This window comes from Streptosporangium sp. NPDC048886 (assembly GCF_055586905.1).
The window spans coordinates 29,538-52,658 of sequence record NZ_JBVJHH010000010.1 but is presented as its reverse complement, the minus strand read 5'-3'; the positions used below and the strand labels follow the sequence as shown (position 1 = coordinate 52,658).

The 23,121-nt window shown below is 70.8% G+C and carries 17 protein-coding genes, 1 pseudogene and 2 CRISPR repeat arrays; of the genes and pseudogenes, 4 read left to right on the top strand and 14 right to left on the bottom strand.

From position 1 onward, the window contains the following. Positions 1 to 91: 91 nt before the first annotated feature. Complete coding sequence (locus ACZ6R6_RS14125; protein WP_470093293.1) at positions 92 to 943, top strand: SDR family oxidoreductase; 852 nt, start codon at positions 92 to 94, stop codon at positions 941 to 943. Positions 944 to 954: 11 nt separating this feature from the next. Here ACZ6R6_RS14125 and ACZ6R6_RS14120 read toward each other — a convergent pair whose 3' ends face one another. Then, positions 955 to 3,120: an MMPL family transporter gene (locus ACZ6R6_RS14120; protein WP_470093291.1), complete on the bottom strand. Its 2,166-nt coding sequence runs from the start codon at positions 3,118 to 3,120 to the stop codon at positions 955 to 957. Positions 3,121 to 3,594: 474 nt separating this feature from the next. Between ACZ6R6_RS14120 and ACZ6R6_RS14115 the strand changes: the two genes are divergently transcribed. Beyond that, a complete protein-coding gene (locus ACZ6R6_RS14115; protein WP_470093289.1) occupies positions 3,595 to 4,251 on the top strand; it encodes a lysoplasmalogenase in 657 nt (218 codons plus the stop codon). Further along, complete coding sequence (locus ACZ6R6_RS14110; protein ID WP_470093287.1) at positions 4,248 to 4,412, top strand: hypothetical protein; 165 nt, start codon at positions 4,248 to 4,250, stop codon at positions 4,410 to 4,412. The genes ACZ6R6_RS14115 and ACZ6R6_RS14110 overlap by 4 nt, the downstream gene beginning before the upstream one ends. A gap of 119 nt (positions 4,413 to 4,531) precedes the next feature. Here ACZ6R6_RS14110 and ACZ6R6_RS14105 read toward each other — a convergent pair whose 3' ends face one another. The 5 genes from ACZ6R6_RS14105 to ACZ6R6_RS14085 form a co-directional block, all read right to left on the bottom strand. Beyond that, a complete protein-coding gene (locus ACZ6R6_RS14105; protein ID WP_470093285.1) occupies positions 4,532 to 5,191 on the bottom strand; it encodes an HNH endonuclease family protein in 660 nt (219 codons plus the stop codon). Continuing rightward, the gene (locus ACZ6R6_RS14100; protein WP_470093283.1) at positions 5,179 to 5,970 is read right to left on the bottom strand and encodes a hypothetical protein; all 792 of its coding nucleotides are present in this window, start codon (positions 5,968 to 5,970) and stop codon (positions 5,179 to 5,181) included. The genes ACZ6R6_RS14105 and ACZ6R6_RS14100 overlap by 13 nt, the downstream gene beginning before the upstream one ends. A gap of 354 nt (positions 5,971 to 6,324) precedes the next feature. Then, the gene (locus tag ACZ6R6_RS14095; protein ID WP_470093281.1) at positions 6,325 to 7,098 is read right to left on the bottom strand and encodes an ABC transporter permease; all 774 of its coding nucleotides are present in this window, start codon (positions 7,096 to 7,098) and stop codon (positions 6,325 to 6,327) included. Next, positions 7,095 to 8,033 (bottom strand): ATP-binding cassette domain-containing protein, encoded by a 939-nt coding sequence (locus tag ACZ6R6_RS14090; protein ID WP_470093280.1) that lies wholly within the window; start codon positions 8,031 to 8,033, stop codon positions 7,095 to 7,097. Before ACZ6R6_RS14090 ends, ACZ6R6_RS14095 begins: the two co-directional genes overlap by 4 nt. 25 nt (positions 8,034 to 8,058) lie before the next feature. Continuing rightward, complete coding sequence (locus ACZ6R6_RS14085; RefSeq protein WP_470093278.1) at positions 8,059 to 8,727, bottom strand: DUF4097 family beta strand repeat-containing protein; 669 nt, start codon at positions 8,725 to 8,727, stop codon at positions 8,059 to 8,061. A 223-nt stretch (positions 8,728 to 8,950) separates the two neighbouring features. On the opposite strand from ACZ6R6_RS14085, the pseudogene ACZ6R6_RS14080 reads away from it, so the two are divergent. After that, positions 8,951 to 9,070 (top strand): annotated as a pseudogene (locus ACZ6R6_RS14080) (MarR family transcriptional regulator); the annotation flags it as partial. Positions 9,071 to 9,873: 803 nt separating this feature from the next. Further along, positions 9,874 to 12,162: direct repeats of the CRISPR family, unit length 28 nt; unit sequence GGACCATCCCCGCGGGCGCGGGGCCGAC. Between the two features lie 18 nt (positions 12,163 to 12,180). On the opposite strand, the gene cas2e reads toward ACZ6R6_RS14080, so the two are convergent. The 8 genes from cas2e to cas3 all read right to left on the bottom strand — a co-directional run bounded on the left by cas2e (position 12,181) and on the right by cas3 (position 21,751). Further along, a complete protein-coding gene (gene cas2e / locus ACZ6R6_RS14075; RefSeq protein WP_470093276.1) occupies positions 12,181 to 12,459 on the bottom strand; it encodes a type I-E CRISPR-associated endoribonuclease Cas2e in 279 nt (92 codons plus the stop codon). Beyond that, positions 12,456 to 13,505, bottom strand: coding sequence for a type I-E CRISPR-associated endonuclease Cas1e (cas1e, locus tag ACZ6R6_RS14070; RefSeq protein WP_470093274.1), 1,050 nt, complete (start codon positions 13,503 to 13,505; stop codon positions 12,456 to 12,458). Before cas1e ends, cas2e begins: the two co-directional genes overlap by 4 nt. Next, on the bottom strand, positions 13,505 to 14,299 hold the full coding sequence (gene cas6e / locus ACZ6R6_RS14065; protein WP_470093272.1) for a type I-E CRISPR-associated protein Cas6/Cse3/CasE: 795 nt from the start codon (positions 14,297 to 14,299) through the stop codon (positions 13,505 to 13,507). The genes cas1e and cas6e overlap by 1 nt, the downstream gene beginning before the upstream one ends. 5 nt (positions 14,300 to 14,304) lie before the next feature. Continuing rightward, complete coding sequence (gene cas5e, locus ACZ6R6_RS14060; RefSeq protein WP_470093270.1) at positions 14,305 to 15,090, bottom strand: type I-E CRISPR-associated protein Cas5/CasD; 786 nt, start codon at positions 15,088 to 15,090, stop codon at positions 14,305 to 14,307. Continuing rightward, a complete protein-coding gene (gene cas7e, locus ACZ6R6_RS14055; protein WP_470093268.1) occupies positions 15,087 to 16,238 on the bottom strand; it encodes a type I-E CRISPR-associated protein Cas7/Cse4/CasC in 1,152 nt (383 codons plus the stop codon). The genes cas5e and cas7e overlap by 4 nt, the downstream gene beginning before the upstream one ends. Before the next feature lie 60 nt (positions 16,239 to 16,298). After that, positions 16,299 to 16,916, bottom strand: a complete 618-nt coding sequence (casB, locus tag ACZ6R6_RS14050; RefSeq protein WP_470093266.1) for a type I-E CRISPR-associated protein Cse2/CasB — start codon at positions 16,914 to 16,916, stop codon at positions 16,299 to 16,301. A gap of 14 nt (positions 16,917 to 16,930) precedes the next feature. Next, positions 16,931 to 18,607 (bottom strand): type I-E CRISPR-associated protein Cse1/CasA, encoded by a 1,677-nt coding sequence (gene casA, locus ACZ6R6_RS14045; RefSeq protein WP_470093264.1) that lies wholly within the window; start codon positions 18,605 to 18,607, stop codon positions 16,931 to 16,933. Positions 18,608 to 18,877: 270 nt separating this feature from the next. Then, positions 18,878 to 21,751 carry a CRISPR-associated helicase Cas3' gene (cas3, locus tag ACZ6R6_RS14040; protein WP_470093262.1) on the bottom strand — a complete coding sequence of 958 codons (2,874 nt, stop codon included), beginning with the start codon at positions 21,749 to 21,751 and terminating at the stop codon, positions 18,878 to 18,880. 207 nt (positions 21,752 to 21,958) lie between these two features. After that, a CRISPR array of direct repeats spans positions 21,959 to 23,084; the repeat unit is 28 nt; unit sequence GTCGGCCCCGCACCCGCGGGGATGGTCC. Positions 23,085 to 23,121: the final 37 nt, after the last annotated feature.

The following is a 23,121-nucleotide window of genomic DNA, read 5'->3' as shown; positions in this document are numbered from 1 at the left end:
GGCCACCGGCCGGGCTGCCACCGGACCGCAGAACAACACCACGGACCGGGCCGTAACCCGACCGCAGAACACCATGAAAGGGACCACTGCCATGACCATCCTGATCACCGGCGCCAACGGCAACGTCTCCGGAGCCCTGCTCCGGTCCCTGAGCGCCGTCCCCGACGTCAAGCTACGCGCCCTGGTCCGCGACCCGGTCAAGGCTCCGGCGCTGCCCGGCGTCGAGGTGGCGGTCGGCGACCTGGACCGGCCCGACACGCTGACCGAGGCGTTCTCCGGCGTCGACACCCTGTGGCTGCTCACCGCGATGGGCCCGCAGGCGCCGCACGCCAGCATGAACGCCGTCTGGGCCGCCCGTCAGGCCGGGGTCGGGCACATTGTGCGCCTGTCGGCCGTCGGCGCCGCCCACGACGCCCCCACCCGCAACGGCCGCCTGCACGCCCTGTCCGACGACGAGCTGCGGGCCTCCGGCATCGACTGGACGATCGTCAAACCGCACTTCTTCATGCAGAACCTGCTCGGTTCGGTGAACGGCGACGTCCTGTACGGTGGGCTCGGCGAGGGGCGCCTGGGCCTGATCGACGTCCGTGACATCGCCGACTTCGGGGCGCGCGTCCTGACCGACCCGCGGGCCCACGCGGGCAAGACCTACACCCTCACCGGCCCGGCCGCGATCTCCCTGCACGAGGCCGCCGCCGCCCTGGGACCGGTGCTCGGCGCCCCCGTCGCCTACCAGTCCCTCCCGGACGAGCAGGTCTACGAGTCCATGGTCGGATCCGGTGTGCCCGAGTGGATCGCCGCGGTCAGCGTCGAGTACGGCAGGGCCTACGCGGGCGGCTGGGGCGACTTCACCACCACGGACTTCCCCGACGTCGTCGGCCGCGAGGCCCGCGCCTTCGCCGAGTTCGCCCGCGATCACGCCGCCCATCTCCGCGCGGCGTGACCCCGGCCTGGTCAGGCGGGCAGCCGGACCCCGGTCCCGGCCGCCGCGCCGATCCCGCCCGCACCGGCCGCGGGAGACCGGGGCCACCATGCCCGGTGGCCGAGCAGCCCCAGGACGGCGGGCAGCAGCAGCGCCCGGACGAGGAAGACGTCGATCGCGACGGCCAGGACCAGCCCGACGCCGATCATCTTCATGAAGATGATGGACGAAGCGGCGAACCCGCCGACCACCACGGCCAGCAGCAGGCCGGCACTGGTGATCACGGAGGCGGTCCGCTGCGCGCCCACCGCCACCGCCTCCACGGGGTCGCCGGTGGCCTCGTAGTGCTCGCGTACGCGGGAGAGCATGAACACCTGGTAGTCCATGGCCAGACCGAAGGCGATGGCCACGATCAGCACGGGGAAGTTCGCGTCGATCGCGCCGATCGGCTCGAACCCCAGCAGCGCCGCCCCGACGCCGTCCTGGAAGATCAGCGTGACCACGCCGAAGGCGGCCAGCAGGGACAGCCCGCTCATGAGCACGGTGACCAGGGGCAGCGCCGCCGAGCGGAACGCCAGGAACAGCACGGCGGCCGAGACCAGGCTGACGAACAGGGCCATCCACGGCGCCCGCGCACCGATCATGTCCACGATGTCCACCCGGGAGACGGGCATCCCGGTGAACAGCACCTCGGCGTCCACGGGCGGGCCCTGCGCCCGGAGCCGGGCGACCATGTCACGGGCCTGGGGGGACATCGGGTCCATGGTGTAGGAGAGGGTGAGGCGGGCCAGCGATCCATGGGTCCCGGTCACGGCCGCGCCCCCGACGCCGTCCACCGCGCCGAGCCGCCGGGCGTAGGCGTCCAGCCGCTGACGGGCGTCCTGCCCGCCGGCGGCCTCACGCATCGTCACCACGGCGGTGACCACCTTGGCCGGATCGCGGTCGAAGCGCTGCTGGAGCTGCGCGGTGACGGCGCGCGCGTCGGCGTCCGCGGGCAGCACCCAGTCGGCCGGACGCGCCCAGTTCGCCCCGAGCGCCGGTGCGCCCAGCCCCACCAGCACGAGCACGAGCGCGGCGGCGGCCGGCGCGGGGCGGCGCGTCACGGTGCGCGCCATCCGGTACCAGCGCCCGCGCTCGGAGACCGCGGCCCGGGCCCTGGGGCGTGGCAGCGGGACGCGCCAGGCGTCGATGCGGTGCCCGGCGAACCGCAGCAGGGCGGGCAGCAGCGTCAGGGAGCCGATCACCGCGAAGACCACCACCGAGACCGCCGCAAACCCCATGGAGCTGAGGAAACGCGAGGGGAACAGGGCCAGACCGGCGAAGGAGATCGCCACGGCCAGGCCGGAGAAGGCCACCGTCCGCCCGGCGGTCGCGGTGGTGCGCTCCACGGCCTCGTCCACGCCGGCCCCCGCGGCCAGCTCCTCCCGGAACCGGCCGACCATGAACAGCGCGTAGTCGATGGCCAGCCCCAGCCCGAGAATGGTGATCACGTTGATCACTGAGCTGGACAGTTCGGTGAACGCGGTCAGGACCCGCAGGACGGCCAGCGAGCCGAGCGCCACCGTCGTGCCCACCGCGAGCGGCAGGGCGGCCGCCACGGCGCTGCGGAAGACGACCAGCAGCAGCACCAGGAGGACCGGCACGGAGAGAATCTCGGCCCGCGCGATGTCGCCCCCGGTCCGCGCGTTGACCTGCTCGGTCATGGCCACGGTGCCGCCGAACCTGACGGTGATCCCGGACGCGGCGGGCACCTGGAACCGCGCCTTGATCCTGGCCAGCTCGGCGACCTGCTCCCGGTCGCCGTCCTCGGCGAACTGAACGGTGACGTAGGTGGCGTGGCGGTCATGGGAGACGTACTGCTCGATTTTCGCCGGCCAGTATGACTCCAGGCGCGCGACGCCCTCGCGTGGCACGTTGTCCAGGGCCCTGCGGACGGGGCCGGCGAACTCGGGGTCGTCGACGGTGGCGTTCTCGCTGTCGTAGAGCACGACGAGATCGGCGGACCACCGGCCCAGGGGGCCCGCCAGCAGCTCGTCGGCGCGGACCGACTCACTGCTCGGGTCGTCGAACCCGGCCCCGCCGGTCAGCGCGCCGAAGGTCCCCGTCCCCCAGAGGCCGCCCAGCAGTGCCAACAGCACCGCGGCGGTGACGACCCACCAGCGGCGCCGTCCCGCCAGCCGTCCCAACGCTGCAAGCATCCCTGTTCCCCTAAATAGATAGTGGATAGTTTCGCTATCGGTATGAGAACTATCTACTCTGCGGGCCGTACGGCGCAAGCGGGGATCGGGAAGTCACCGGGGCGGGATCGGGAAGTCACCGGGGCCGTGCCGGCGTCGGCGGCCTTCGGCGAGGCCGACCCGCTGGTCGGCGGCGCCGGCCGCTCCGCCGTCCCGGGGTCGCCGACGGCTCCGGAAGGGAGGCGGGGCGACTCTTACCGGATCGATAAGTTACTCGTTAGTATCCCGCCATGCCCAATATCCCGGATGTCGTTCTGCGGGCCGTACCCGGATCCGTCCCGCGCCCAGCGCTGGAGATTCCTTCCTGCCGCTTGCATCCGGGCGGCGGACCCGGCCGCTCCACCCAGGACGTCGCGGCAAGTGTGACCACGGGAATCGGCGGACCCGCGTCCGACATCCTGTCGGGCCTCGTGCCCGCGGCCGAGGGGTCCGACCGTGTCCCGTAATCTGCTGACCGCTTTCTGGACCTGCTCGGCGCTCCATCTGCTGTCCCTGGTCACGGGCCTGACCACGGTCGAGTGGGTGAGCAAGGCGCTGCTGATGCCGCTGCTGGCGGCCTGGCTGCTGAGCCGGAGCGGCCCACGGCTGGTCGCGGCGGGCCTGCTCGCCTCCGCCGCGGGAGACGTCGCGCTCGAGATCGACGGGCTCTTCGTCGCGGGCATGGCCTGTTTCGCCGTCGCGCATGTGTGCTACGTGACGTTCTTCCTGCGGGGAGGCGACGGACGGCGGTGGACGGTCCTCATCGGGTACGGCGTGCTCTGGCTGCTCCTCATCGCCGCCCTCTGGCCGCGTCTGGGCGACCTGCGGATCCCCGTGGGCGTCTACTCCCTGATCCTCACCGCGACCGCCGTCACCTCCGCCTGGCACGGCCTGCGGACCGGAGCCGGCGGCGCGCTGTTCCTGCTCTCGGACGGACTGATCGCGCTGGGGCTGGCCGGGATCGACCTCCCGCTGCACGGTCCGCTGGTGATGACCACCTACATCGCCGCCCAGTACCTCCTGGCCTCAGGCGCGCTCCGGCGGCAGGCCCTCCTGGAGGAGGGGCGTCCAGCGCCGCCACGGACGGTGCCCGGGGGAACCGCGGCCGGTTGACCCGGACCGACGGCTCGGGCTGCGGCTCCGTAGAACTCTTCCTGCAGGCCCAGCGCCGCCCCGAGCTGAGCGCCCAGCTCGCCGAAGGGGCCAGGGAAGGACGGCGCGGGATGGCGGCGATCCCGGAAGGCGTGCCGGAGAGCGAGGCGTCGCAGAAGTGATCACCCGGGCCCGGGCTCCGGGTGACCGGGGCGGGGGCCACTCCACGAGTGCGCGCATGTCCATGAGACGACACGGCCCGGCACCCACACGACCGGGGAGGCGTGAGCGGCGGGAATCCCTACCCTCGGCAGGTGCGGAGCATGTTGAGCAGGGCCACCTTCTCCTCCCGGGTCACGAAGAGCCGGTAGTGATGCTTCACGGTGATCCATGAGGTCGCATAGCGGCACCAGTGGCCGCGGCGTGGCGGACGCCAGCTCTGCGGCCCTTGGGCGCCCTTGGCGATGTTGACGGAGTGGCTGACCACCACCAGCTCGGGGCGGGTGAGGTCGTTGGCGAAGGCGCGCCGCCGCGCCTGGCTCCATCTGCTGGCGCCGGAGCGCCAGGCGTACGCCAGCGGCACGACGTGGTCGACGTCGACCTGCTTCTCGCTTTTCAGCCACTTGCCGTCGTACGGGCTGTACCAGACCCCCTTGACCGGGTGGCAGGCCGCGTTCCTGCGCACCCGTCGCCCGTCGCGGGCCAGGACCATCTCTCGTGCGTCACACCTGCCCCTGTGGTGCGCCCAGCGGGGCTGGAACCGCCGGTGGCTGTAACCGCGGATCGACAATGGACCGGCGACTTTCAACTGGGCCAGCATGCGGCGGGCCGGCGTCCCGGCATCGGCCTGTGGCCGCTTGCGCGCGTCGGCCGCCGCCTGCGAGGCAGTGGTGACGGCGATGATCGGGGTGACCAGAAGGATAAGTACGGCGACGCGGACCGTCCGCCTCAAGAAGACCATGGTTCCACCCATACCAGGCATTCCCCGCCGGCGGGGGACGCCCTCGACGGCAGCCGCCCGCCGGCCCGCAGCCGTCCGGGCCGGATCGCCGCACGCAGCGCCCCCGCAGCTGCGTGCCGAGCGTGCCGCCGCCTCCTGCGGCCTGCCCGCCGCCGGCTCACGCCTTCCCCGCCCGGCCGGTTCCTCGAACCGGTGCGTGCCCACATCCTCGGCTCGTACGGACAACCGGCGGCCCCCGCCACCGAGTCCACCGCGCCGGTGCCGAGCAGGACCTTGCGCGGCCGGGAGAGCAGGGCCCGCGGTGCGTCGGCCGCCTCCGCCGGCGGCTCCGCACCCCGTCGGCCGCCTCCGCCGGCGGCTCCGCACCCCGTCGGCCTCCCGCTCCCCGCCCAGAGCGCGACCAGCACACCCAGCACCAGGATCGAGCCGCCGATCACCACGACGTGCCGGATGTTCTGCGGGATGGGCATCACCCACCGGGGGAAGCCACGCTCGGCCGCCTTCAACAGGGCCCGCACATCGACGCGCGCCAGCACCGGCAGGTTCAGTACGGTCAGCGCCGAAATCACCAGGGTGACCGTGACCGGGACGGCTGTTTCGTGACCGCTGGCGTCGAAGCTGAGCTTGTTCTGCTCCAGCACGGTTACGGGGATGCCCTGACGGGTCGGCTCCGCCTCCGCGTCCGCCTTCGCGTCGCCCCCGTAGCGGTGACGCACCAGCGGGATGCTCAGGAAGGCCAGTGCGATGAGCAGTTGCAGCGCCGCGGCGAATGCGATCACGACGGGGTTCTCCTTGTCAGGTGGCCTCGGGCGGTCCGTCCCTCCCGATGGGCAAGACGATGCCGGTGACCGCTGACACCGCGCGCATCACGGGCTGACACACGCTCTCAGCGCCTGTCAGAGCCGATCCGGCGGGTCCTCAAGACACGACGGCGGTCTCAAGGGGGCGACGTATCGCCGCGCAATGACCTTGACCACCAGTGGAGGCGCGTGTGCGGGGCCCCGGCGGGTGTAGGCGTCGGCGCACCAGGTGTCGACAGCGGCCTGGCGGCAGTCGGCGAGGATCTCCGGCCGGGAAAAGGCTCAGGGCCGTCAGACCAGCTGGTCCGACGGCCCTGTTCGGCCGGTTCATGGTCAGGCCTTGTTGAAGGTGTTCTTGGCCCAGAGGTAGGAGACGGCGGCGATGCCGGCGCACCAGGCGGTGGCGATGGCGGCGCTGTTGCCGATCGGGGTGCCGAGGAGGAGGCCGCGGACGGTTTCCATGATCGGGGTGAAGGGCTGGTATTCGGCGAACCAGCGCAGGGCGGTGGGCATGGAGTCGGTGGGGACGAAGCCGCTGCCGAGGAAGGGCAGCAGGATCAGGGGCATCGGGGCGTTGCTGGCGGCCTCGGGGGTCGGGGCCTTCAGTCCGAGGGCGACCGCGAGCCAGGTGACGGCCACGGCGAACAGGGTGAGCAGGCCGGCGGCGGCCAGCCATTCGGCGGCGGTGGCGTTCGGGCTGAAGCCGATCGCGAGGGCGATGCCGATGAGGACGGCCATGCCGAGCAGCTGCTGGATGACGCTGCCGACGACGTGGCCGGTGAGGACCGAGGCCCGGGAGATCCGCATGGTGCGGAAACGGGCGATGATGCCTTCGGTCATGTCGGTGGCAACCATGACGGCGGTTCCGGTCGCGGCGGTGGCCGCCGCCATGAGCAGGATGCCGGGGACGACGTAGTTGACGTAGGTGTCGCGGCCGCCGCCGAGTCCGGTGCCGAGAGTGCCGCCGAGGACGTAGACGAACAGGAGCAGGAGGACGACGGGCGTGGCGACCAGCTGCACGGTCATGGACGGGTAGCGGAGCAGGCGCTTGAGCTGGCGCCGGATCATGGTGGAGGAGTCGCGCACGGCGAGGGGGAGGGTGCTCATCGGGTGGCCTCCTTCTGCTGGCCGGTGAGGGTGAGGAAGACGTCGTCGAGGTCGGGGGTGTGGATGTTCATGTCGGCGACGTCGATCGAGCGTCCGTCCAGGACGACGAGCAGTTCGCGGATCGCGCGGACGCCGCCGTCGCTCGGCACCTGCAGGGTGAGCGCCTCGGGGTCGGCGACCCCCGCGCCGATGAGGTGGCGGGCGGAGTCGAGCAGGTGCGTGTCGGCGAAGGTGAGCTTGATGTGGCCGCCGGGGATGAGCCGCTTGAGCTCTTCGGCGGTGCCCTCGGCGATCAGCCGTCCGTGGTCGAGGAGGGCGATGCGGTCGGCGAGCTCGTCTGCCTCCTCCAGGTACTGGGTGGTGAGGAAGATGGTGACGCCGCTCGCGACGAGTTCGCGCACGATCTGCCACATGGAGCGGCGGCTGCGCGGGTCGAGGCCGGTGGTGGGCTCGTCCAGGAAGATCAGGCGGGGGTCGCCGACCAGGGTCATCGCCAGGTCGAGCCGGCGTTGCATGCCGCCGGAGTAGGTTCCGGCCGGCTTGCGCGCCGCGTCGACCAGGTCGAAGCGGGCGAGCAGTTCGGCGGCCCGGCGCTTGCCGTCCCTGCGGGACAGGTGCTTGAGGTCGGCCATGAGGAGCAGGTTCTCCTCGCCGGTGAGCAGCTTGTCGACGGCCGAGTACTGGCCGGTGACGCCGATCGCGCCGCGCACGTCGTCCGGCCTGCGGGCCAGGTCATGGCCGGCGACCTGGACGGCACCGTCGTCGGCGGGGATCAGGGTGGACAGGATCTGGACGGTGGTGGTCTTGCCCGCGCCGTTCGGGCCGAGCAGGGAGAAGATCGTCCCTTCGGGGACGGTCAGGTCGACGCCGTCGAGCACGACCTTGTCGCCGTAGGACTTGCGCAGCCCGTTCGCCGCGATGGCCAGGTTCCTCATGCTGGTGCTCCTCAGAGGCTGTGGGTCAGAGGCTGCGGGCGATGATGTCGCCGTAGGCGGTGGTCGCGTGGATGGCGAGCTGGGCGGCGGCGCCGTCGGTGTTGTTGAGCGCGTTGTGGATGCGGCCGTAGGAGGTGCCGGCGTCCAGGGAGGCCGAGACGCCGGGGGCGGTGTCGACCGAGATCTGGCCGGCCTCGGTGCGCAGCACGAGCGTGCCGCGCACGGCCTCGGTGATGCGGATGTCGCCCTTGGCGGTGCTGATCTGCGCGGGGCCGCCCAGGCGGCCGACGGTGACGTCCCCGGCGGCGGTGGTGAGGTGGACGCCGGCGGCCTCGTCGATCTCGATCGGACCGTGCGCGCCCTCGAAGGTGACGTCGCCGAACCGGCCGACGGCCCGGAAGTCGGCACTGGCCGCCTTGGCCTCGATCCGGGAGCCGGCGGGCAGCTGGACCGTCACCTCGATGGATCCGGAGGGGCCGAGCATCTGGTTCTTGGCCGTGGCCTTGATCCGCAGGACGCCGTCGGTGCAGTCGATCGTGGTCTGCTCGGCGACCTTGACGTCGCGGCTCTTGGAGGGGTCGGCGGGCAGGATCTCGACGGTGGTGTCGGTCCGGTCGGCGGCGACGAAGCGAATGCGGCCGGCGGGGATGTCCAGGGTGGCGGTGATCGGGGTGGGGGTGGCGAACTTCTGCATGGTGTGCTCCTGCGCTTGTTGTTTCTGACACCGGAAACGCTACGTTGCCTTCAACTATCCCGCAAGAGCAATGTTGCGAACAATAAGTATTTATGCAGGTAGAAGCCGTAGAATCGTTGCGATGGCGGTGAACGTAATGCAACGCAACCCCTCGTTGCGTGTTGCAATGAAATGGGAGTGAACGCTATCGTGGCGGGCGCCCGGGCACGCGAAGGAGAACCCGATACCGGGAGGCGGGCTCACCCGGCGAGACCGCCAGCAGATCGCGCTGGGACCGGCCGACGGCCTCGCCTACGCCGAGATCGCCCGCCGCCTCGACTGCCTCACCGAGATCCTCACCCGCGCCGCACAACAGGCCCGCGAGGTCCTCCGCGCCAACGCCGAACCCCCGACCCCAACAACCAATGACCACAAGCGCAGCCCGACTCCGCCGCGTCCCGACGACACCCCTCATGACCGTTACACAGCGATTGCGAGGCCGAGACGGCTCAACAGGGAAAGGCCGACGACACCCCGGATGATGTCGACCCCACATCCACAGGAACGGTCCCGGCGGCCGGTCCCCCGGCCGGCCGTGAGCCGCCGTTCACGAGGCCAGGACCCGCGAGTAGGTCCGTGGGGGTGAGCCGCGGGGCGGAAGGCGAAGATCTACGCAGGATTGGGCCTGCGGCTGGTCTATCACCCGGAAAAGAGAAAGGTGCTGGTCGGCTCAAGAGCCGACCAGCACCTCACAGGTGAATCAAGTGTGTCCGAGGGGGGACTTGAACCCTTCGCCCATCTCCTGGCCTCCCAGGACACCCCCTGGCTGGACGTCGAATGACGTGCTCCGCCCGTTTCCGTAGACCATCCCCGTGGACACGGGGCCGACCTCGCCCGTCTGGGCGGAGACGAGTTCATGGTGGGATCATCCCTGCGCATACGGGGCCGACTGCCTCACCTATCCTGACCGCGATCATCGGCCAGGACCACCTCCGCAGACACGGGGCCGACAGGGGCGACGGCGCCCCGCCTAGGCCCAAGGGGGGACCATCCCCGCGGGCGCGGGGCCGACGCCCGCAGGGGTTCGGCTACCGCCCCTGCTAGGGGACCATCCCGCGCAGGTGCGGGGCCGACGAAGCGGCTAAGGTGTGGTCCGCCTACCGGACGGGACCATCCCCGCGGGCGCGGGGCCGACCATGTGCGGATGTCGGCCTGGCTGGGCATCTGCGGACCATCCCCGCAGGCGCGGGGCCGACTACAGGCAGTCGATGCTGACCACGTCCTGCTTCGGACCATCCCCGCGGGCGCGGGGCCGACCACTGCGCCGGGTTCTGGTCACCCTTGGACCTAGGACCATCCCCGCGGGCGCAGGGCCGACTCAACCACCCCTGCACAACACGTAGAGGGGGTGGGACCATCCCCGTGTGCGTGGGGCCGACGTCCGTCAGACCCTCCTGCCTGAGGAGGCCCAGGGACCATCCCCGCGTGCGCGGGGCTGACCGGATCCGTCACCGGGTCGGCGTCCGCGGCGAGGGACCATCCCCGCGTGCGCGGGGCCGTCTCGAAGGGCTTCAGGGCGATCTCACCGCAGGGGGGACCATCCCCGCGGGCGCGGGGCCGACCCGTCTACTCCGTCCTGCGTATCGCGACACACGGGACCATCCCCGCGGGCGCGGGGCCGACTCCGTGCTGCTGGGCGCGGCGGCGCCGTTCCAGGGACCATCCCCGCGGGCGCGGGGCCGACAGGACGATGGAGCCAGGCGAGATCCCAAGAGCCGGACCATCCCCGCGGGCGCGGGGCCGACGGGTTCACGGAGATGCCCCCGTGTTTGTTCGCAGGACCATCCCCGCGGGCGCGGGGCCGACCCTTGAAGATCCCGCCCAGGAAGGTGCCGACGTGGACCATCCCCGCGGGCGCGGGGCCGACCGAGGACGCTCGGAAGGTCGTCGCGCTCGACGCGGACCATCCCCGCGGGCGCGGGGCCGACATCGGGTCGCCGTTCTTGTCGCTCCCGCCGCCGGGACCATCCCCGCGGGCGCGGGGCCGACGTGCGCACGGAACTGGCCGACATCAGAGACGGCGGACCATCCCCGCGGGCGCGGGGCCGACGTGCGCACGGAACTGGCCGACATCAGAGACGGCGGACCATCCCCGCGGGCGCGGGGCCGACGGCGCTTGATAGCCCTTGGACAGGATGCGCAGCGGACCATCCCCGCGGGCGCGGGGCCGACTACCACTGCTCAGCCTCCTGCACCTGCCCAGACGGACCATCCCCGCGGGCGCGGGGCCGACCTCTTGCCACTCCTCCGGCACGCAGTGTTGATAGGACCATCCCCGCGGGCGCGGGGCCGACGGTGAGGTGTTCGTCTGATGCCGAGCATGTCCAGGACCATCCCCGCGGGCGCGGGGCCGACTGCACCCGGGGCGGGATCGGCATGCGGTCGACCGGACCATCCCCGCGGGCGCGGGGCCGACAAGCCGATGACCTTCTCCTCGCCGGTGTCGGGGGGACCATCCCCGCGGGCGCGGGGCCGACTCGGCCGCGGCCGGGCGTCGGATGTCGGCCCGGGGACCATCCCCGCGGGCGCGGGGCCGACCCCGCCGTGGACATCAGCCTGGCAGTCACCCCGTGGACCATCCCCGCGGGCGCGGGGCCGACTCAACGTCGGCCGCATGACCACCAACCAGGGGACCATCCCCGCGGGCGCGGGGCCGACTCCCGGAGACCGTTCAAGACCTCCTGAAGACCCGGACCATCCCCGCGGGCGCGGGGCCGACCGCTACCGCGGCCTCGGTCTCGGTCTCGGCCTCGGCCTGGGACCATCCCCGCGGGCGCGGGGCCGACCGCGACCCGCTTCGGATCGGACGCCCTCAGACCGGACCATCCCCGCGGGCGCGGGGCCGACCTCATCGGGCCGCCCCCGATCGCACTAGCACGGGGACCATCCCCGCGGGCGCGGGGCCGACATACCTGCGGAAGGGTGAATAGCCGTGCCGAAAGGACCATCCCCGCGGGCGCGGGGCCGACGTACGGCGCGGGCCCCCCTCATTCGCGGTCGGAGGACCATCCCCGCGGGCGCGGGGCCGACGTCCAGATCATGGATAAGGCGGACCCCTCGGGAGGACCATCCCCGCGGGCGCGGGGCCGACCGCTGCTCAGCTCGGACGGCTGTACCTACCCGGGGACCATCCCCGCGGGCGCGGGGCCGACCCCGACGTTCCGGCCTGCAAGGTGAGGCCGAGAGGACCATCCCCGCGGGCGCGGGGCCGACGCGGGCCATGTCCGCGAAGCGGCTGTAGTGGAGGGACCATCCCCGCGGGCGCGGGGCCGACCGCCTCCTCGGCCACAGCCCCGTTCATCAGCGAGGACCATCCCCGCGGGCGCGGGGCCGACCGTGGCGGTTGCCGTAGTAGGGGGCGAGCAGGGGGACCATCCCCGCGGGCGCGGGGCCGACGCTTGATGACCTGGCACTTTATCGGCGAGGACGGGCGGAAAGAATCAGTCCGTCGAAGTCCACGGGGTACCACCGGTCCTTGCCGGCTGTCCGTATCGCCCACCCTTGCTCGTTGGCGGCAGGTTCGACGAGGACGGCCTGGCCGTCGCCGATGCGGGCGGCGAGCAGTTCCCAGAGGCGGTCTCGGACGCGTCTGCTGGGGTTGCCGACGAAGACTCCCGCGTTGACTTCGACCATCCAGCGGGTGAGGTGGCCGCGCAGTCCTTCGGGGGCGGCGATGAGGACGATGACGGTCATGGGCCGGTCGCTTCGGGTTGTTCACCGGTTTGTTCTTCGAACTCTGGGCCGATGACCGCGATGTGCTCTTCACCCATGGTGGCCGGGATGAGACCTTGAGGCGTGATCTCGGGAGGCTCACCTGTGCCAGCCCAGTTGACGCCTCCGGCGACGGTGCCGAGCTTCTCGTCCCACAGCTCGTTGACCTCGATGTCGGGGATCTCCACGCCGTCGGGGCTCAGCAGGCTCTTGATGTCGCGGACGATGCGGCCGAGGAGTTTGTCCTCGGCGATCCGGTCACGTAGGCCCAGACGCGCGTCGCGCTCGTCGGTCAGGCCCTTGGCCATCAGGTCGAAGGCGAGCGGGATGGTGTATTCGGCCTTGTAGAGGTCTGCGATGTCCATGACGAAGGAGGTCGCGGCCCCGGTGTGGACGAAGCCGAGTCCGGGGCTGGCACCGAGACCGACGATGACGGCGTGGCAGATGCCGTACAGAGCGGTGTTGCCGGCCGACAGCAGACGGTTGAGGTCGTCGCCGGTGGCGAAGGCGTCACCGGGGCGGTAGTCGCGCCCGGTCCATGGCACGCCGGTGCGGCGGGAGTGCAGCTGGTACTGCTTGCGGACGCGGGCGCCCTCACGTCCACGCAGCTGCTGCATGGTCATCGTGGAGACGTCTTCACCGGGGAAGCGCATCCCGTACATGGCGCGGGCGACGCCCAGGCGCTCTTTGGGCCGGGTGACGAGCCAGGCCTGGCGGTGGAGCAGGCCGGAGCCTCGGCTGGGGCCGAGGCCGGAGGCGTACATGCGTACTCCCTGTTCGCCGACCCAGCACACCGCCGTGCCGGAGTCGGCGAGCAGGCGGATGGCGCCGTGGGTGACCCGGGTACCGGGGCCGAGGAGCATGACGGCGACCATGGCGGCCGGCACCCGGACGGTGTCCCGCTTGTTGATGATCACGACTGCGTTCTCGTCGCGATCGATGTGGCTGCGCTCGACGTAGACGCTGGAGACGCGGTCGGTGATGCGGTGCAGGTCGTGCGGATGGGCCTTCCACCAAATGTCGGCCATTACCTGCTCTCCGTGGGCTGGTGGCCGTTCAAGGCGGTGACCCGGAGCGGGGCGAGGGTGAGCAGGCCGCAGCCGTATGACTTGGCGGGGCCGATGCCGCCCAGCAGCCTTTCGGTGAACACTGCCGGCTCGGTGATGCGGAGCCGGCCCTCGAAGGTCGCGGTGTGCAGGACGACCGGTTTCGCGTCGCCGTGCTTCTTCTTGAAGGAGCGACGGTTGCGGGCCGTGATCCGGACCTCGCGGGCCGGGGGAACGTCAGAGCCTTCCTGCGGCTCCAGACCGGGGACCAGTGAGTCAATGTGAGCCTCTGGGACCGTGAAGCCCCAGCGTTCGGTCCTGGTGAGGAACCAGTCGAGCTGCTGGGCAGCGGTGCGGTGCCCGATGCGGAAGGAGCGTTGCCTGCCGTCCGCTGCCTGCTTGGCCTGCGTCGTGCTGGGTTTGATCGGGTTGGAGGTGTTCTGCACGGGGTTGGCGGTGAGCCGGAAGGCGAACTCCCGGCCGGTGGCGATCTGGGCGAGCAGCGGAGCGTAGTCCCGGACTGCGGCGTGCTCGCCGTCGGCCTCGGGCCAGCCGGCCTGCTCGACCAGATGGGACCAGTCGGGCCTGGTCTTGGTGAGCGCAAAGAGGAAAGGCCGGTGAGGGTTGTCGGCGTCCAGCCGCCACAGGATGCGCTCGTCCGCCGGGTCGTCGGGGATGGCGTGCATGACGGCGCCGTGCATGACGTGCGGGCTGGCGAGGAGCAGCCGGCTCTTCTCGCGGAGCGGGTTGATGCGGATACGGGACAGATAGGTCATGGGAGTCACCAGCCCAGGAGGGCGAACGGGTCGTGGCCGTCGGCGGCGGTGTCAGGCTCGGGGAAACCGGTCGGCAGGGTCACCCAGGTGTGGCGGATACGGCGGCTGACGAACCGGCGGTCGCGCGGCGCGAAGGACTGCGGAACATCGTTGAGGGAATCGTCGCCGTCGGGGTCGTCCAGGGTCGCGGACAGGTCGACGGTGGCTGGGCGTGCTCGCCGGCGACGGGCGTAGAGCTCCTTGGCCGTCTCGCTGGCCTGCCACGGTTCGGTGTGCAGGACCTCCTCCAGCGGAGCCTCTCGGACGGCCAGGAAGAGCGGCTGGGTGGGGACACAGGAGCGGCGGCCGAGGGCGAGAGGGAAGGCCGGGTGCTTGACGGCGTCGGCGAGCGCCCGTACGAGCGCGACAGGCCCTTGGAGGGCGGCGAGGAAGACCGCGTCCTGGAGGTAGAAGCGCTGGGTGACATGGGTGAGCTTGGCGGGCGAGGTGGGTTTCTGCACACCCTTGGTGGTCACCCCGGCCTGTGGGAGTGGGCGTCCGCGGTAGTCGCTGACCGTGTGGTAATCACGCAGCAGGGTGCCCGGCTGGTCGACCCGCACTCCCATCCGCAGGCCGAGCAGCTCGCCCGGCGGTTCCTCACGCGGTCTGCCGGCCGCGGCGGCGAGCAGGCCGAGCACGCCGGACTTGGTGGGCTCAGGCCGGGTGTCGCGGCGGTTGAACACGCTGCGGTCGCCCCATGACTGCATCGGGCCGCCCAGGCGCAGCACCAGCGTGGTCTCGGGGCCGCTCATCCGGCCTGCTTGACGAGCTCGACGAGCGTGCCGCGCAGGCCGGCGACCAGCTCGGGGAAGGTCTGCTGCGTGCCGAACGCCGAGTCGAGCTGAGTGGTGGCCTTGCTTCCAGGCTCGAAGGTGTGGCAGACGGCGGCGTGGACGGGCGCGTCACCCCACTGCTGGGTGGCGCGCTCGTATTCGACCGCCAGGCGCAGGGCCGACAGCTCGGCGATGCCTTCCTCATGGTCGGCAGGTCTGACGACGGGCTTCTCGTAGGCGGAGACGAGGTTGACCGGCTGGTCGTCGCGGACCACGACCGCGACGAGGCTGGGCAGGGTGCGGTGGGCGAAGGAGTTCTGGTGGCCCGACGGAATGGAGCGGGCGAAATGCTGGACGAACGCCTCCACCGCGTCGAGAGCGGCGTCGGCGTCGCCGAGGTTGGCGGCCAGCTGGTGCAGACCGATCGTGGCGTAGCGGTACAGGGTCGCGGAGTTGAAGCCGATCGTGCCGATCATGCCGGCACCGGTCTCCTCTTTGAGGTTCTCGTCGTCCACGGCCGTGTAGTAGTCGAACTCCAGCTCCACGGCGTGCGTGGACAGCGCGTGCGCGACCTGCGTGGCGGCGTCGACGTTGAGGGAGGGGATGTCGGCGACCATGCGGCCGAACAGCGCCACGTCCATCGGGTGCCCACTCTGGAGCTTCTGCGCCACCGGCAGGTCCTTTGTCGCGGCGGACAGCTGCCCGTCGTCCAGGGCCGCGAGGTCGGCGGCCTGGTCGGCCACCAGGTCGACGATGTCCTCCAGCTGCCGATAGCCGAAGAACAGCAGATAGGCGGTATCGCCGGCCTTCTTGCCCTCCTTGATGCCCAGCTGCTCCAGGAGCTTCGCCGCCAGCCGGGCCGCCTGCTCGGCGTCCAGCGCGGTGCGGGCGGCCAGGCGCTTGGCGAGCTCGGCGACGATCCGCTTGGTGCGGGTGGCGTGGTCCTGCTCGGGCGCGTGCCGGGCGAAGGCGGTGCGGGTGGCGCGCTTCCACGCCTGGGAGGAGACCCGGGCACGGCGCACGCCGCCGAAGTACGCCTCCTTGGGATTGCCCTGGTCGTCGCGGTTGAGGTTGGCGGGCGGGACGGTCTGCACGATGTGGACGTCGATGTAGAGACGCTTGTCCATGGGGAACTCCAAAGGAGAAGGAAGAGGGAAAGGGAGCGACGGAATCCGTACGGGCAATGGTCAGGGACGGGGCGCGCCCGTGGTCGCGTCGGATGTGGACGGCACCTGGGCGTCTGAGGACGACCACCCGTAGTAGTCCAGGCCCCAGCGGCGGCGGGCCCGCTGCCGGCTGTCAGGCCGCTGCCAGTCGCGGATGTCGTCGAGCAGTCGGTCGTAGTCGAGCGGTTGACCGATGGTGCGCAGCTGGGTGACGAGTCCGCGCAGGTGAGTGAGCAGGGCGGAGACCTGGGTGGCGGAAGCGGCCGCGTTCACCCGGCGGTCCACGGCCTCCTGCGTGAACTTGCCACTCTGGTGCAGCCGGCGCAGCGCCTGACCGAGGCGGACCTCCTGCCGGTGCATGGGCTCGGAGCGGGCCTGTTGATGCAGGCCGTACAGGGCGAGTGCGGCGTGCTCGGCCTTCTGCTCGTTGGAGACCTCGCCCTTCCGGGCGAGCCGGTCGTCCACTTGGGAGCGGTAGTGCGGCCACATGGCCGGCACGGTCCCGGCCTCGCGGCCGAGCCCCGCGCGCAGCGCGGCCAGCTCCTCGCCGGGGGGACGGCCTTCCTTCCTGCGCCAGGTCCCGTCCGCGGCGATGTAGCGGGTCCAGTAGCGGGCAGGCCGGTCATTCGGAACGGGCATGTGAGTCCTCGCCTTCAGGGAGTCCGGGCTGCGGGTGCGGAGGTGACCGGGGCGGTGTCCTCCATGAGGTCGTCTGCCGCGTGCGCGCAGAGGGGCAGGATGGCGTTGAGCTGCCGGCGGAAGTTCTGCTCGGCCGTGGCCAGCCGGTAGGTGAGCTGGCGGCCGTCCTTCTCGATGGCACGCCCACCGAACTCGCCATGAGTGGCGGTGGCCAGGATCTTCTCCGCGACGTCCCAGGTCCGGTCGCGGGCGGCCTTCTCCCAGGCGGTACGGCCCCGCTCCAGCATGTCCGCGTCATCGGCACACGTCCGGACGCCGACGAGGAACCGGCGGACGAGCGGGTCGAGCGCGTGCAGCACGAACTCGCCGGGGCGCTGCCCTTTGTCCCAGGGGATGGGGTCGGCCCCCGTGGCCCGGCGGAGATCGGCGGAGAGGTTGTTCACGGCCCTGGCGAGGTCCTCGGCCTGCCTGGCGACCTCCAGCAGAACCGTGTAGGCGTCCTCCTCCGCACGTAGAGCGGCCACCGGCAGGGGGATCGAGTCGAACAGGATGTCCTCGACGACCGCGGACTGGGTGCCGTAGGTGATGCCGATCGCCTCCACCTGGAGCGGGTAGTCGTAGCCGAGCACCCCCTCGGCCTGGAGTTCGGCGAGCTGGCGCAGTAGCACCGAGGTCTCGAAAGCGCCGTCGCCGTCCTGCCGCTCCGACGCCAGCAGGGCGTCCAGCCCGCGCCAGACCGCCTTGCCGGGCACATGCCTCCGCGGCCTCCGGAGCGTTCCAGTGGCGCTCTTGGGTGCCTTCTGGAAGGTCCACGTCGTGTGCGGCTCCCACTCCGGCAGCTCCTCCAGCCGGTCTCCGGCGCACAGGACGACCCGGGAGACCACCGTGCCGCCGTCGACCTCCTCCGGGATCAGGCGGACGCGCCGCGACTGCCAGGTCCACAGGTCGAGCAGACCGGTAGCGGCTCGGACCTTCCACTCCGGCCCCAGAGGATCACGCCGCCAGTGGGGACGGTCGTCGTCGGGCTGGACACCGAAGGGGATGTTGAGCAGCAGCGTCTCGTACAGGTTCCGCCCGGCCGGGACGACCACGCCCAAGGCTCCCAGCGGACCGGTGGGGTTGCCCATCGTCTTGCCCGCCTTGACCTGCGGGTCCTCGGCGGCCCCGGATTTGATCGCCGCCGTGTCCCAGCAGTGCGCGTGCAGCAGCCACCGGGCTGCCTGGGCCGGCGTCAGGGGCAGCGGGTCGCCGTCGGTACGGCTGGCGAAGAGCGGGACGTTGTTGCCGGAGGCCGCCGTGGCGACCAGCAGGGCGGACCCCTTGGTCTCGTCCTTGGCCGTGCGTAATCTCCCCACCTGGGCGAAGGGGGCCTCAGCATCGAACAGGTCGAAGCGTGTCCGGTGTCCGTCCAGGTAGGCGCAGAGCCTGTCCTGCTCCTCCCGGGTGAAGCGGCCGGCTCCGAACCTCCGCGCCCACTCCGCTCGATCGCGGGGGCGTCCCAGCGCATCCATCACGACGGGCAGCAGAACCTGTCGTAGTAGAGCCGGAGTGTGAGTGGGGAGGTCGACCACGAGGGAGTCGAATTCCTGTGCGCGGAGCAGCGCCTCACGGAGTGAAAACTTCCGGGTGGTCTGGCTCCCTTTTGGCCTTAAAAGCAGCCAAGGTGAGTCAATTAGGTCGTACACGGACATGAGAAATCCTCGAATTAGCCGTGTTTAGAAAATTCATCGGGAGCAAAGAGTGTCAGATGTCACGCCCCTTTGGGATGGAAATGCTTAGAGTGATTCCGCCTCGCGACCTCAGGATGCAGAGAGGGAACTATGCGGGGATGGCCCGTAGCCGTGTTTTGGGCAACCGTCGGCCCCGCTCTGCGGGGATATCCCACTCTGTGGGGGGCTTTTCACTGCCACGACACTCTGCAGGCGTTGACAGTGTGAAGCCCGTCTGGGCGGCTCTCGCTTTCACCGTCTGCCCCGCCACTGCGGGCCGCCCTCGACGACCAAGCCGAGCTGCTCGCCGTACCGCAGCGCGTACTCGCCGAGCGCGCCGTCCCCCTTCCCATCCAGGACGAGGGCGCGAGTGTGCTTGAGCCAGGGATGGCCCCGCCACCCGTCGAGCGGTGACAGCTCGCGCTCGGCTGACTCGGTGAGCCTGGACGGCAACCGCACGGTAGCTCCCAGCACCTCTTCGAGCAGTTCTTCCGAGAGCGCCTCGCCGTTCACGCCGAGCCATCTACCGCTCAGTGTGCGGTAACCGCGATCGTCGCGGCACACCAAGACGACCTCCAGGCTGGGATCGCCGTCGCGGACGACCGCTTGCAGCTTCTCCTCGGCCACGCTGCCGTGGATCGCGCCGTAGTGGAGACCGTCCAGCGTCGGACGGGTGTGCTCGTTACGCCGGGTGAGCAGATAATGCTCCGCGCTCCTGGTGCGCTTCTCCTGTCCGGCCTGCCACATGGCACACGCGGCCTGCTCATCCTCGGCCCAGTCCTGCGGCATGATTCCGGGCTTACCGCCATAGACCTGCCCCACCAGCCGCGGCACGTCGCCTGGAACGGACCAGTGACCGCCATCGGCCTGACAGACCACGGCGGCGGTGCGCAGCAACAGATAGCGACCGTAGATGCCCTCACTCGCCGGAAGGATCCACGGGGATTGACCCCCTTGCGGGGCGAATCCCGTGACGACGACCTCCGGCCGACTGACCCGTTCCGGCCGGTGAACGCCCTTATGACGGTGGACCCGCCCCAGGCGTTGGAGCAGGAGGTCGATGGTCGTCAGATCGGTGACCAGCAGGTCGGCGTCCACGTCGAAGGACTGCTCGGCGAGTTGCGTGGCCACAAGGATGAGGCGACCGGGACGCTTGGGCCCGTTTCGGGTGGGCGGGCCGAGCAGTTTCAGGCACTCCTCGGTCTTCTCCGCCCGATCGTGCGCGGTCATCCGCCCGTGCAGCAGCCGCACGTCGTCGCCGAAACGCGTGCGCAACGCCTCGTATGTGGCCTGAGCACGGGGAACGGTGTTACGGATCACAAGCGCGCAGCCGCCCTGCGCGAGCCGCTCCTCGACAAGGTCGGCGACCAGGCCGGCGGCGGTCGACTCTTGTTCCTTGCCCCGGACAGGCGGCTCCGGCAGAACCGTGACCGACACCCGCAGATCCTCACGCCACTGCTCCACGTGATCCACGTCGTAGACCGCCCGGCCATCGACCAGGCAGGCAGCGGTGACATTGGGATACCCCTGAGGTTCGGGCAGATCACGCACGTCGAACTCCTCCTCGGAGGCGGCGCCCGCCAGGTAGGCCGCGACGAGCTCCTGACGTTGCGCCGGAGGCAGGGTGGCTGACAGCAGCACCACCGGCACCTGTGCCTGACCCAGCCAGCGCAGCCCTTCGTTGAGGAACTGCGACATGTAGACGTCCGCCGCGTGCACCTCGTCGAGGATGACGACCTTGCCCATGAGTCCGGCAGTCCGCAGCATCACGTGTTTGGTCCGGGTGGCCGCGTAGAGCAGCTGGTCGATCGTGCCGACGACGAACGGGCTCAGCAGCCCACGCATCCGTCCGAGGAACCACGCCGCCGGCGCCTTGCGCTCCGGCTCGTCATCCTCGCAGAAGGACCATTCGGCCATGCCGAACTCGTCCTCCGCGACGCTGCCGAAGTGGCTGTCCGGATCGGCGTCGATCTCTCCGAGGAGGGCGCGCCATTCCCTGTTGAACCTCCGCTTGCCGTGCAACAGAGTCACCTGTTCGGCGAGATCATCATCCATCTTCGCCAGCCAGGACCGCACCTGGCTGAACATCGGGTCGCTCGTCGCCTGCGTCGGCATGCCGACATAGACGCCGTCGGCTCCGAATCGCGCCGCCAGCACCTCAGCCGCCAGCAGTGATGCCTTCGTCTTGCCCTCGCCCATCGGAGCTTCGACGATCAACAGGCCGGGCCCCGGCATCCGCTGGGCCACCCGCATGACGAGGTCCTGTGACGCACGCGCAGCCTGCCCGAATCGCTGCTGGAAGGCATCTGGGCCAGGGAGGCCGACAACGCCCCAGCCGCCCCTCAGTCCGAGCTTCTCCCATGCCTTGGCCGCTCGGGCTCTTGCTGTGCGCAGGTCGACGTTGGCCAGGTCGTCGATCCCACGGAAGTGACGCTCATCGCTGGCGATCCAGTCAGCCATGACGACAAGGCCGCTGAGCTGTAGCTGCACCGCGCGGCTGGGAGCCGCCTTGGGCTGGACCTCGGCCAGGCTCTCGTAACCAAGCAGCCGGGTGAACACCTCCACGAGCGCCCGCTGGACCTTCGCCCAGGCCGGTCCCCTGCCCTGTGGCTCGCCGCGTGCTGTGGTGCGTCCCGCGAACACGCCCACCGAAGGAAACGACCCATGGTGCCCCGCCACCAGCGGCCACATCCAGGCGATCTGCTGAGCATCCCAGCCGGCCTCGCTGAGAACGGTGCGCACGATCATCCCGCCGGCCTTGTCGTGCCGCCACGGATTGCGCTTGACGTCGTGCGCCTTCCAGGTCAACCCTGCTCGGCGCACCGCCTCGGCGCCCTCGTCCACGCTCTGAAACGCGGGTGTGGCCTTGCCGCAGTCGTGCACGCCGCACAGCCAGGCGAAGAACAACCGCCCTCGCCCTCCCGAGATGTCGTGCAAGCGCTGCTTGGCCGAGGGGGCGAGGTAGTGGTCCCAGATCAGCTCCGCTACAGCAGCTGTGTCCAATAAGTGCGATAAAAGAAGATTTGTCGTACCTCCCGCTTTCTTTCGCGACTTACCCCACAAAGCTCCCAGCTGTCGAATAACGACAGATTCGTAGCCGAAGTCGTCACGCCAGTCTGTCGACATGTGCCCTCCCGCTGCTCTGAGGGCGAATCGTAGGGACTGCGACTGACAAAACCGCGCAGCAGGCCGCGCCCGATATTGTCGACTCTTGTGCGGAGCTATGACCTAGATCATTTTCAGTGGATGGGCAAGCTGGCAACGGGGCGACTGCCCGCTGAGCAACTAAATGATTTCGTGGCCTTCCGCTGCTAAAGTCGCAGGTCAGCAAGTGTCGGCCCCGCACCCGCGGGGATGGTCCCAGGAAGTTGAGCATGACGGCCCCCTTTGGGCAGTCGGCCCCGCACCCGCGGGGATGGTCCCACGACCAGGACGAGCCCGGGGAATGGGAACGGGTCGGCCCCGCACCCGCGGGGATGGTCCGTCCATCCTCCGCCCAGGTGGGCGGTTCGTGTTGTCGGCCCCGCACCCGCGGGGATGGTCCCCCGATGTTCACGAACTTCAAGATCGACCAGGCGTCGGCCCCGCACCCGCGGGGATGGTCCTTGATCAAGAACCTTGCGACGGCTCTGGGCAATGTCGGCCCCGCACCCGCGGGGATGGTCCCTGGGACGCCGAGAGCCCTTTCGATGGCCTCGGGTCGGCCCCGCACCCGCGGGGATGGTCCCCTGAACGTCGAACGACCGTCCAGGCACGGGGCGTCGGCCCCGCACCCGCGGGGATGGTCCGTCGATGATCGAGTCGAGCCTCAACGTCCTGATGTCGGCCCCGCACCCGCGGGGATGGTCCGTCGATCTGATCCGACAACCGCACCGACGCCACGTCGGCCCCGCACCCGCGGGGATGGTCCCCCGCCGCCCTGAGGGGCGGGCGCGGCATTGGCGTCGGCCCCGCACCCGCGGGGATGGTCCGCCGTATGGGACGCAGTTCGAGCCGGTAGCGCGGTCGGCCCCGCACCCGCGGGGATGGTCCGTACAAGATTCCCGTCCGGAAGCTCACGCAGGCGTCGGCCCCGCACCCGCGGGGATGGTCCTCGATACGGGCGCTGGCGTCGGGTTCCGGCTGGGTCGGCCCCGCACCCGCGGGGATGGTCCCCCACGCCGACGCGCTCGCCGAGCGCGCCGCGGGTCGGCCCCGCACCCGCGGGGATGGTCCTGTGGTTCTAGTCCCTTCGCGGGACATGGGAAAGTCGGCCCCGCACCCGCGGGGATGGTCCCGGGACGGGCAGGTCTACGTTGGCCCAGGGGTCGTCGGCCCCGCACCCGCGGGGATGGTCCCAGGGAGGAACGATGACCGGGCCGTACGAGAGCGTCGGCCCCGCACCCGCGGGGATGGTCCGTTCTATGCCCACGTGGCACACCGGGAGATGGGGTCGGCCCCGCACCCGCGGGGATGGTCCCTCGCGCGTCTCCGCACGGGGGTATGGACCACGTACG

What these genes read in the sequence shown, in the direction of transcription:
- ACZ6R6_RS14125 (WP_470093293.1), top strand. Translation starts at nt 92, where the DNA reads ATGACCATCCTGATCACCGGCGCCAACGGCAACGTCTCCGGAGCCCTG.
- ACZ6R6_RS14120 (WP_470093291.1), bottom strand. Translation starts at nt 3,120, where the DNA reads ATGCTTGCAGCGTTGGGACGGCTGGCGGGACGGCGCCGCTGGTGGGTC.
- ACZ6R6_RS14105 (WP_470093285.1), bottom strand. Translation starts at nt 5,191, where the DNA reads ATGGTCTTCTTGAGGCGGACGGTCCGCGTCGCCGTACTTATCCTTCTG.
- ACZ6R6_RS14095 (WP_470093281.1), bottom strand. Translation starts at nt 7,098, where the DNA reads ATGAGCACCCTCCCCCTCGCCGTGCGCGACTCCTCCACCATGATCCGG.
- ACZ6R6_RS14090 (WP_470093280.1), bottom strand. Translation starts at nt 8,033, where the DNA reads ATGAGGAACCTGGCCATCGCGGCGAACGGGCTGCGCAAGTCCTACGGC.
- ACZ6R6_RS14085 (WP_470093278.1), bottom strand. Translation starts at nt 8,727, where the DNA reads ATGCAGAAGTTCGCCACCCCCACCCCGATCACCGCCACCCTGGACATC.
- cas2e (WP_470093276.1), bottom strand. Translation starts at nt 12,459, where the DNA reads ATGACCGTCATCGTCCTCATCGCCGCCCCCGAAGGACTGCGCGGCCAC.
- cas1e (WP_470093274.1), bottom strand. Translation starts at nt 13,505, where the DNA reads ATGGCCGACATTTGGTGGAAGGCCCATCCGCACGACCTGCACCGCATC.
- cas6e (WP_470093272.1), bottom strand. Translation starts at nt 14,299, where the DNA reads ATGACCTATCTGTCCCGTATCCGCATCAACCCGCTCCGCGAGAAGAGC.
- cas5e (WP_470093270.1), bottom strand. Translation starts at nt 15,090, where the DNA reads ATGAGCGGCCCCGAGACCACGCTGGTGCTGCGCCTGGGCGGCCCGATG.
- cas7e (WP_470093268.1), bottom strand. Translation starts at nt 16,238, where the DNA reads ATGGACAAGCGTCTCTACATCGACGTCCACATCGTGCAGACCGTCCCG.
- casB (WP_470093266.1), bottom strand. Translation starts at nt 16,916, where the DNA reads ATGCCCGTTCCGAATGACCGGCCTGCCCGCTACTGGACCCGCTACATC.
- casA (WP_470093264.1), bottom strand. Translation starts at nt 18,607, where the DNA reads ATGTCCGTGTACGACCTAATTGACTCACCTTGGCTGCTTTTAAGGCCA.
- cas3 (WP_470093262.1), bottom strand. Translation starts at nt 21,751, where the DNA reads ATGTCGACAGACTGGCGTGACGACTTCGGCTACGAATCTGTCGTTATT.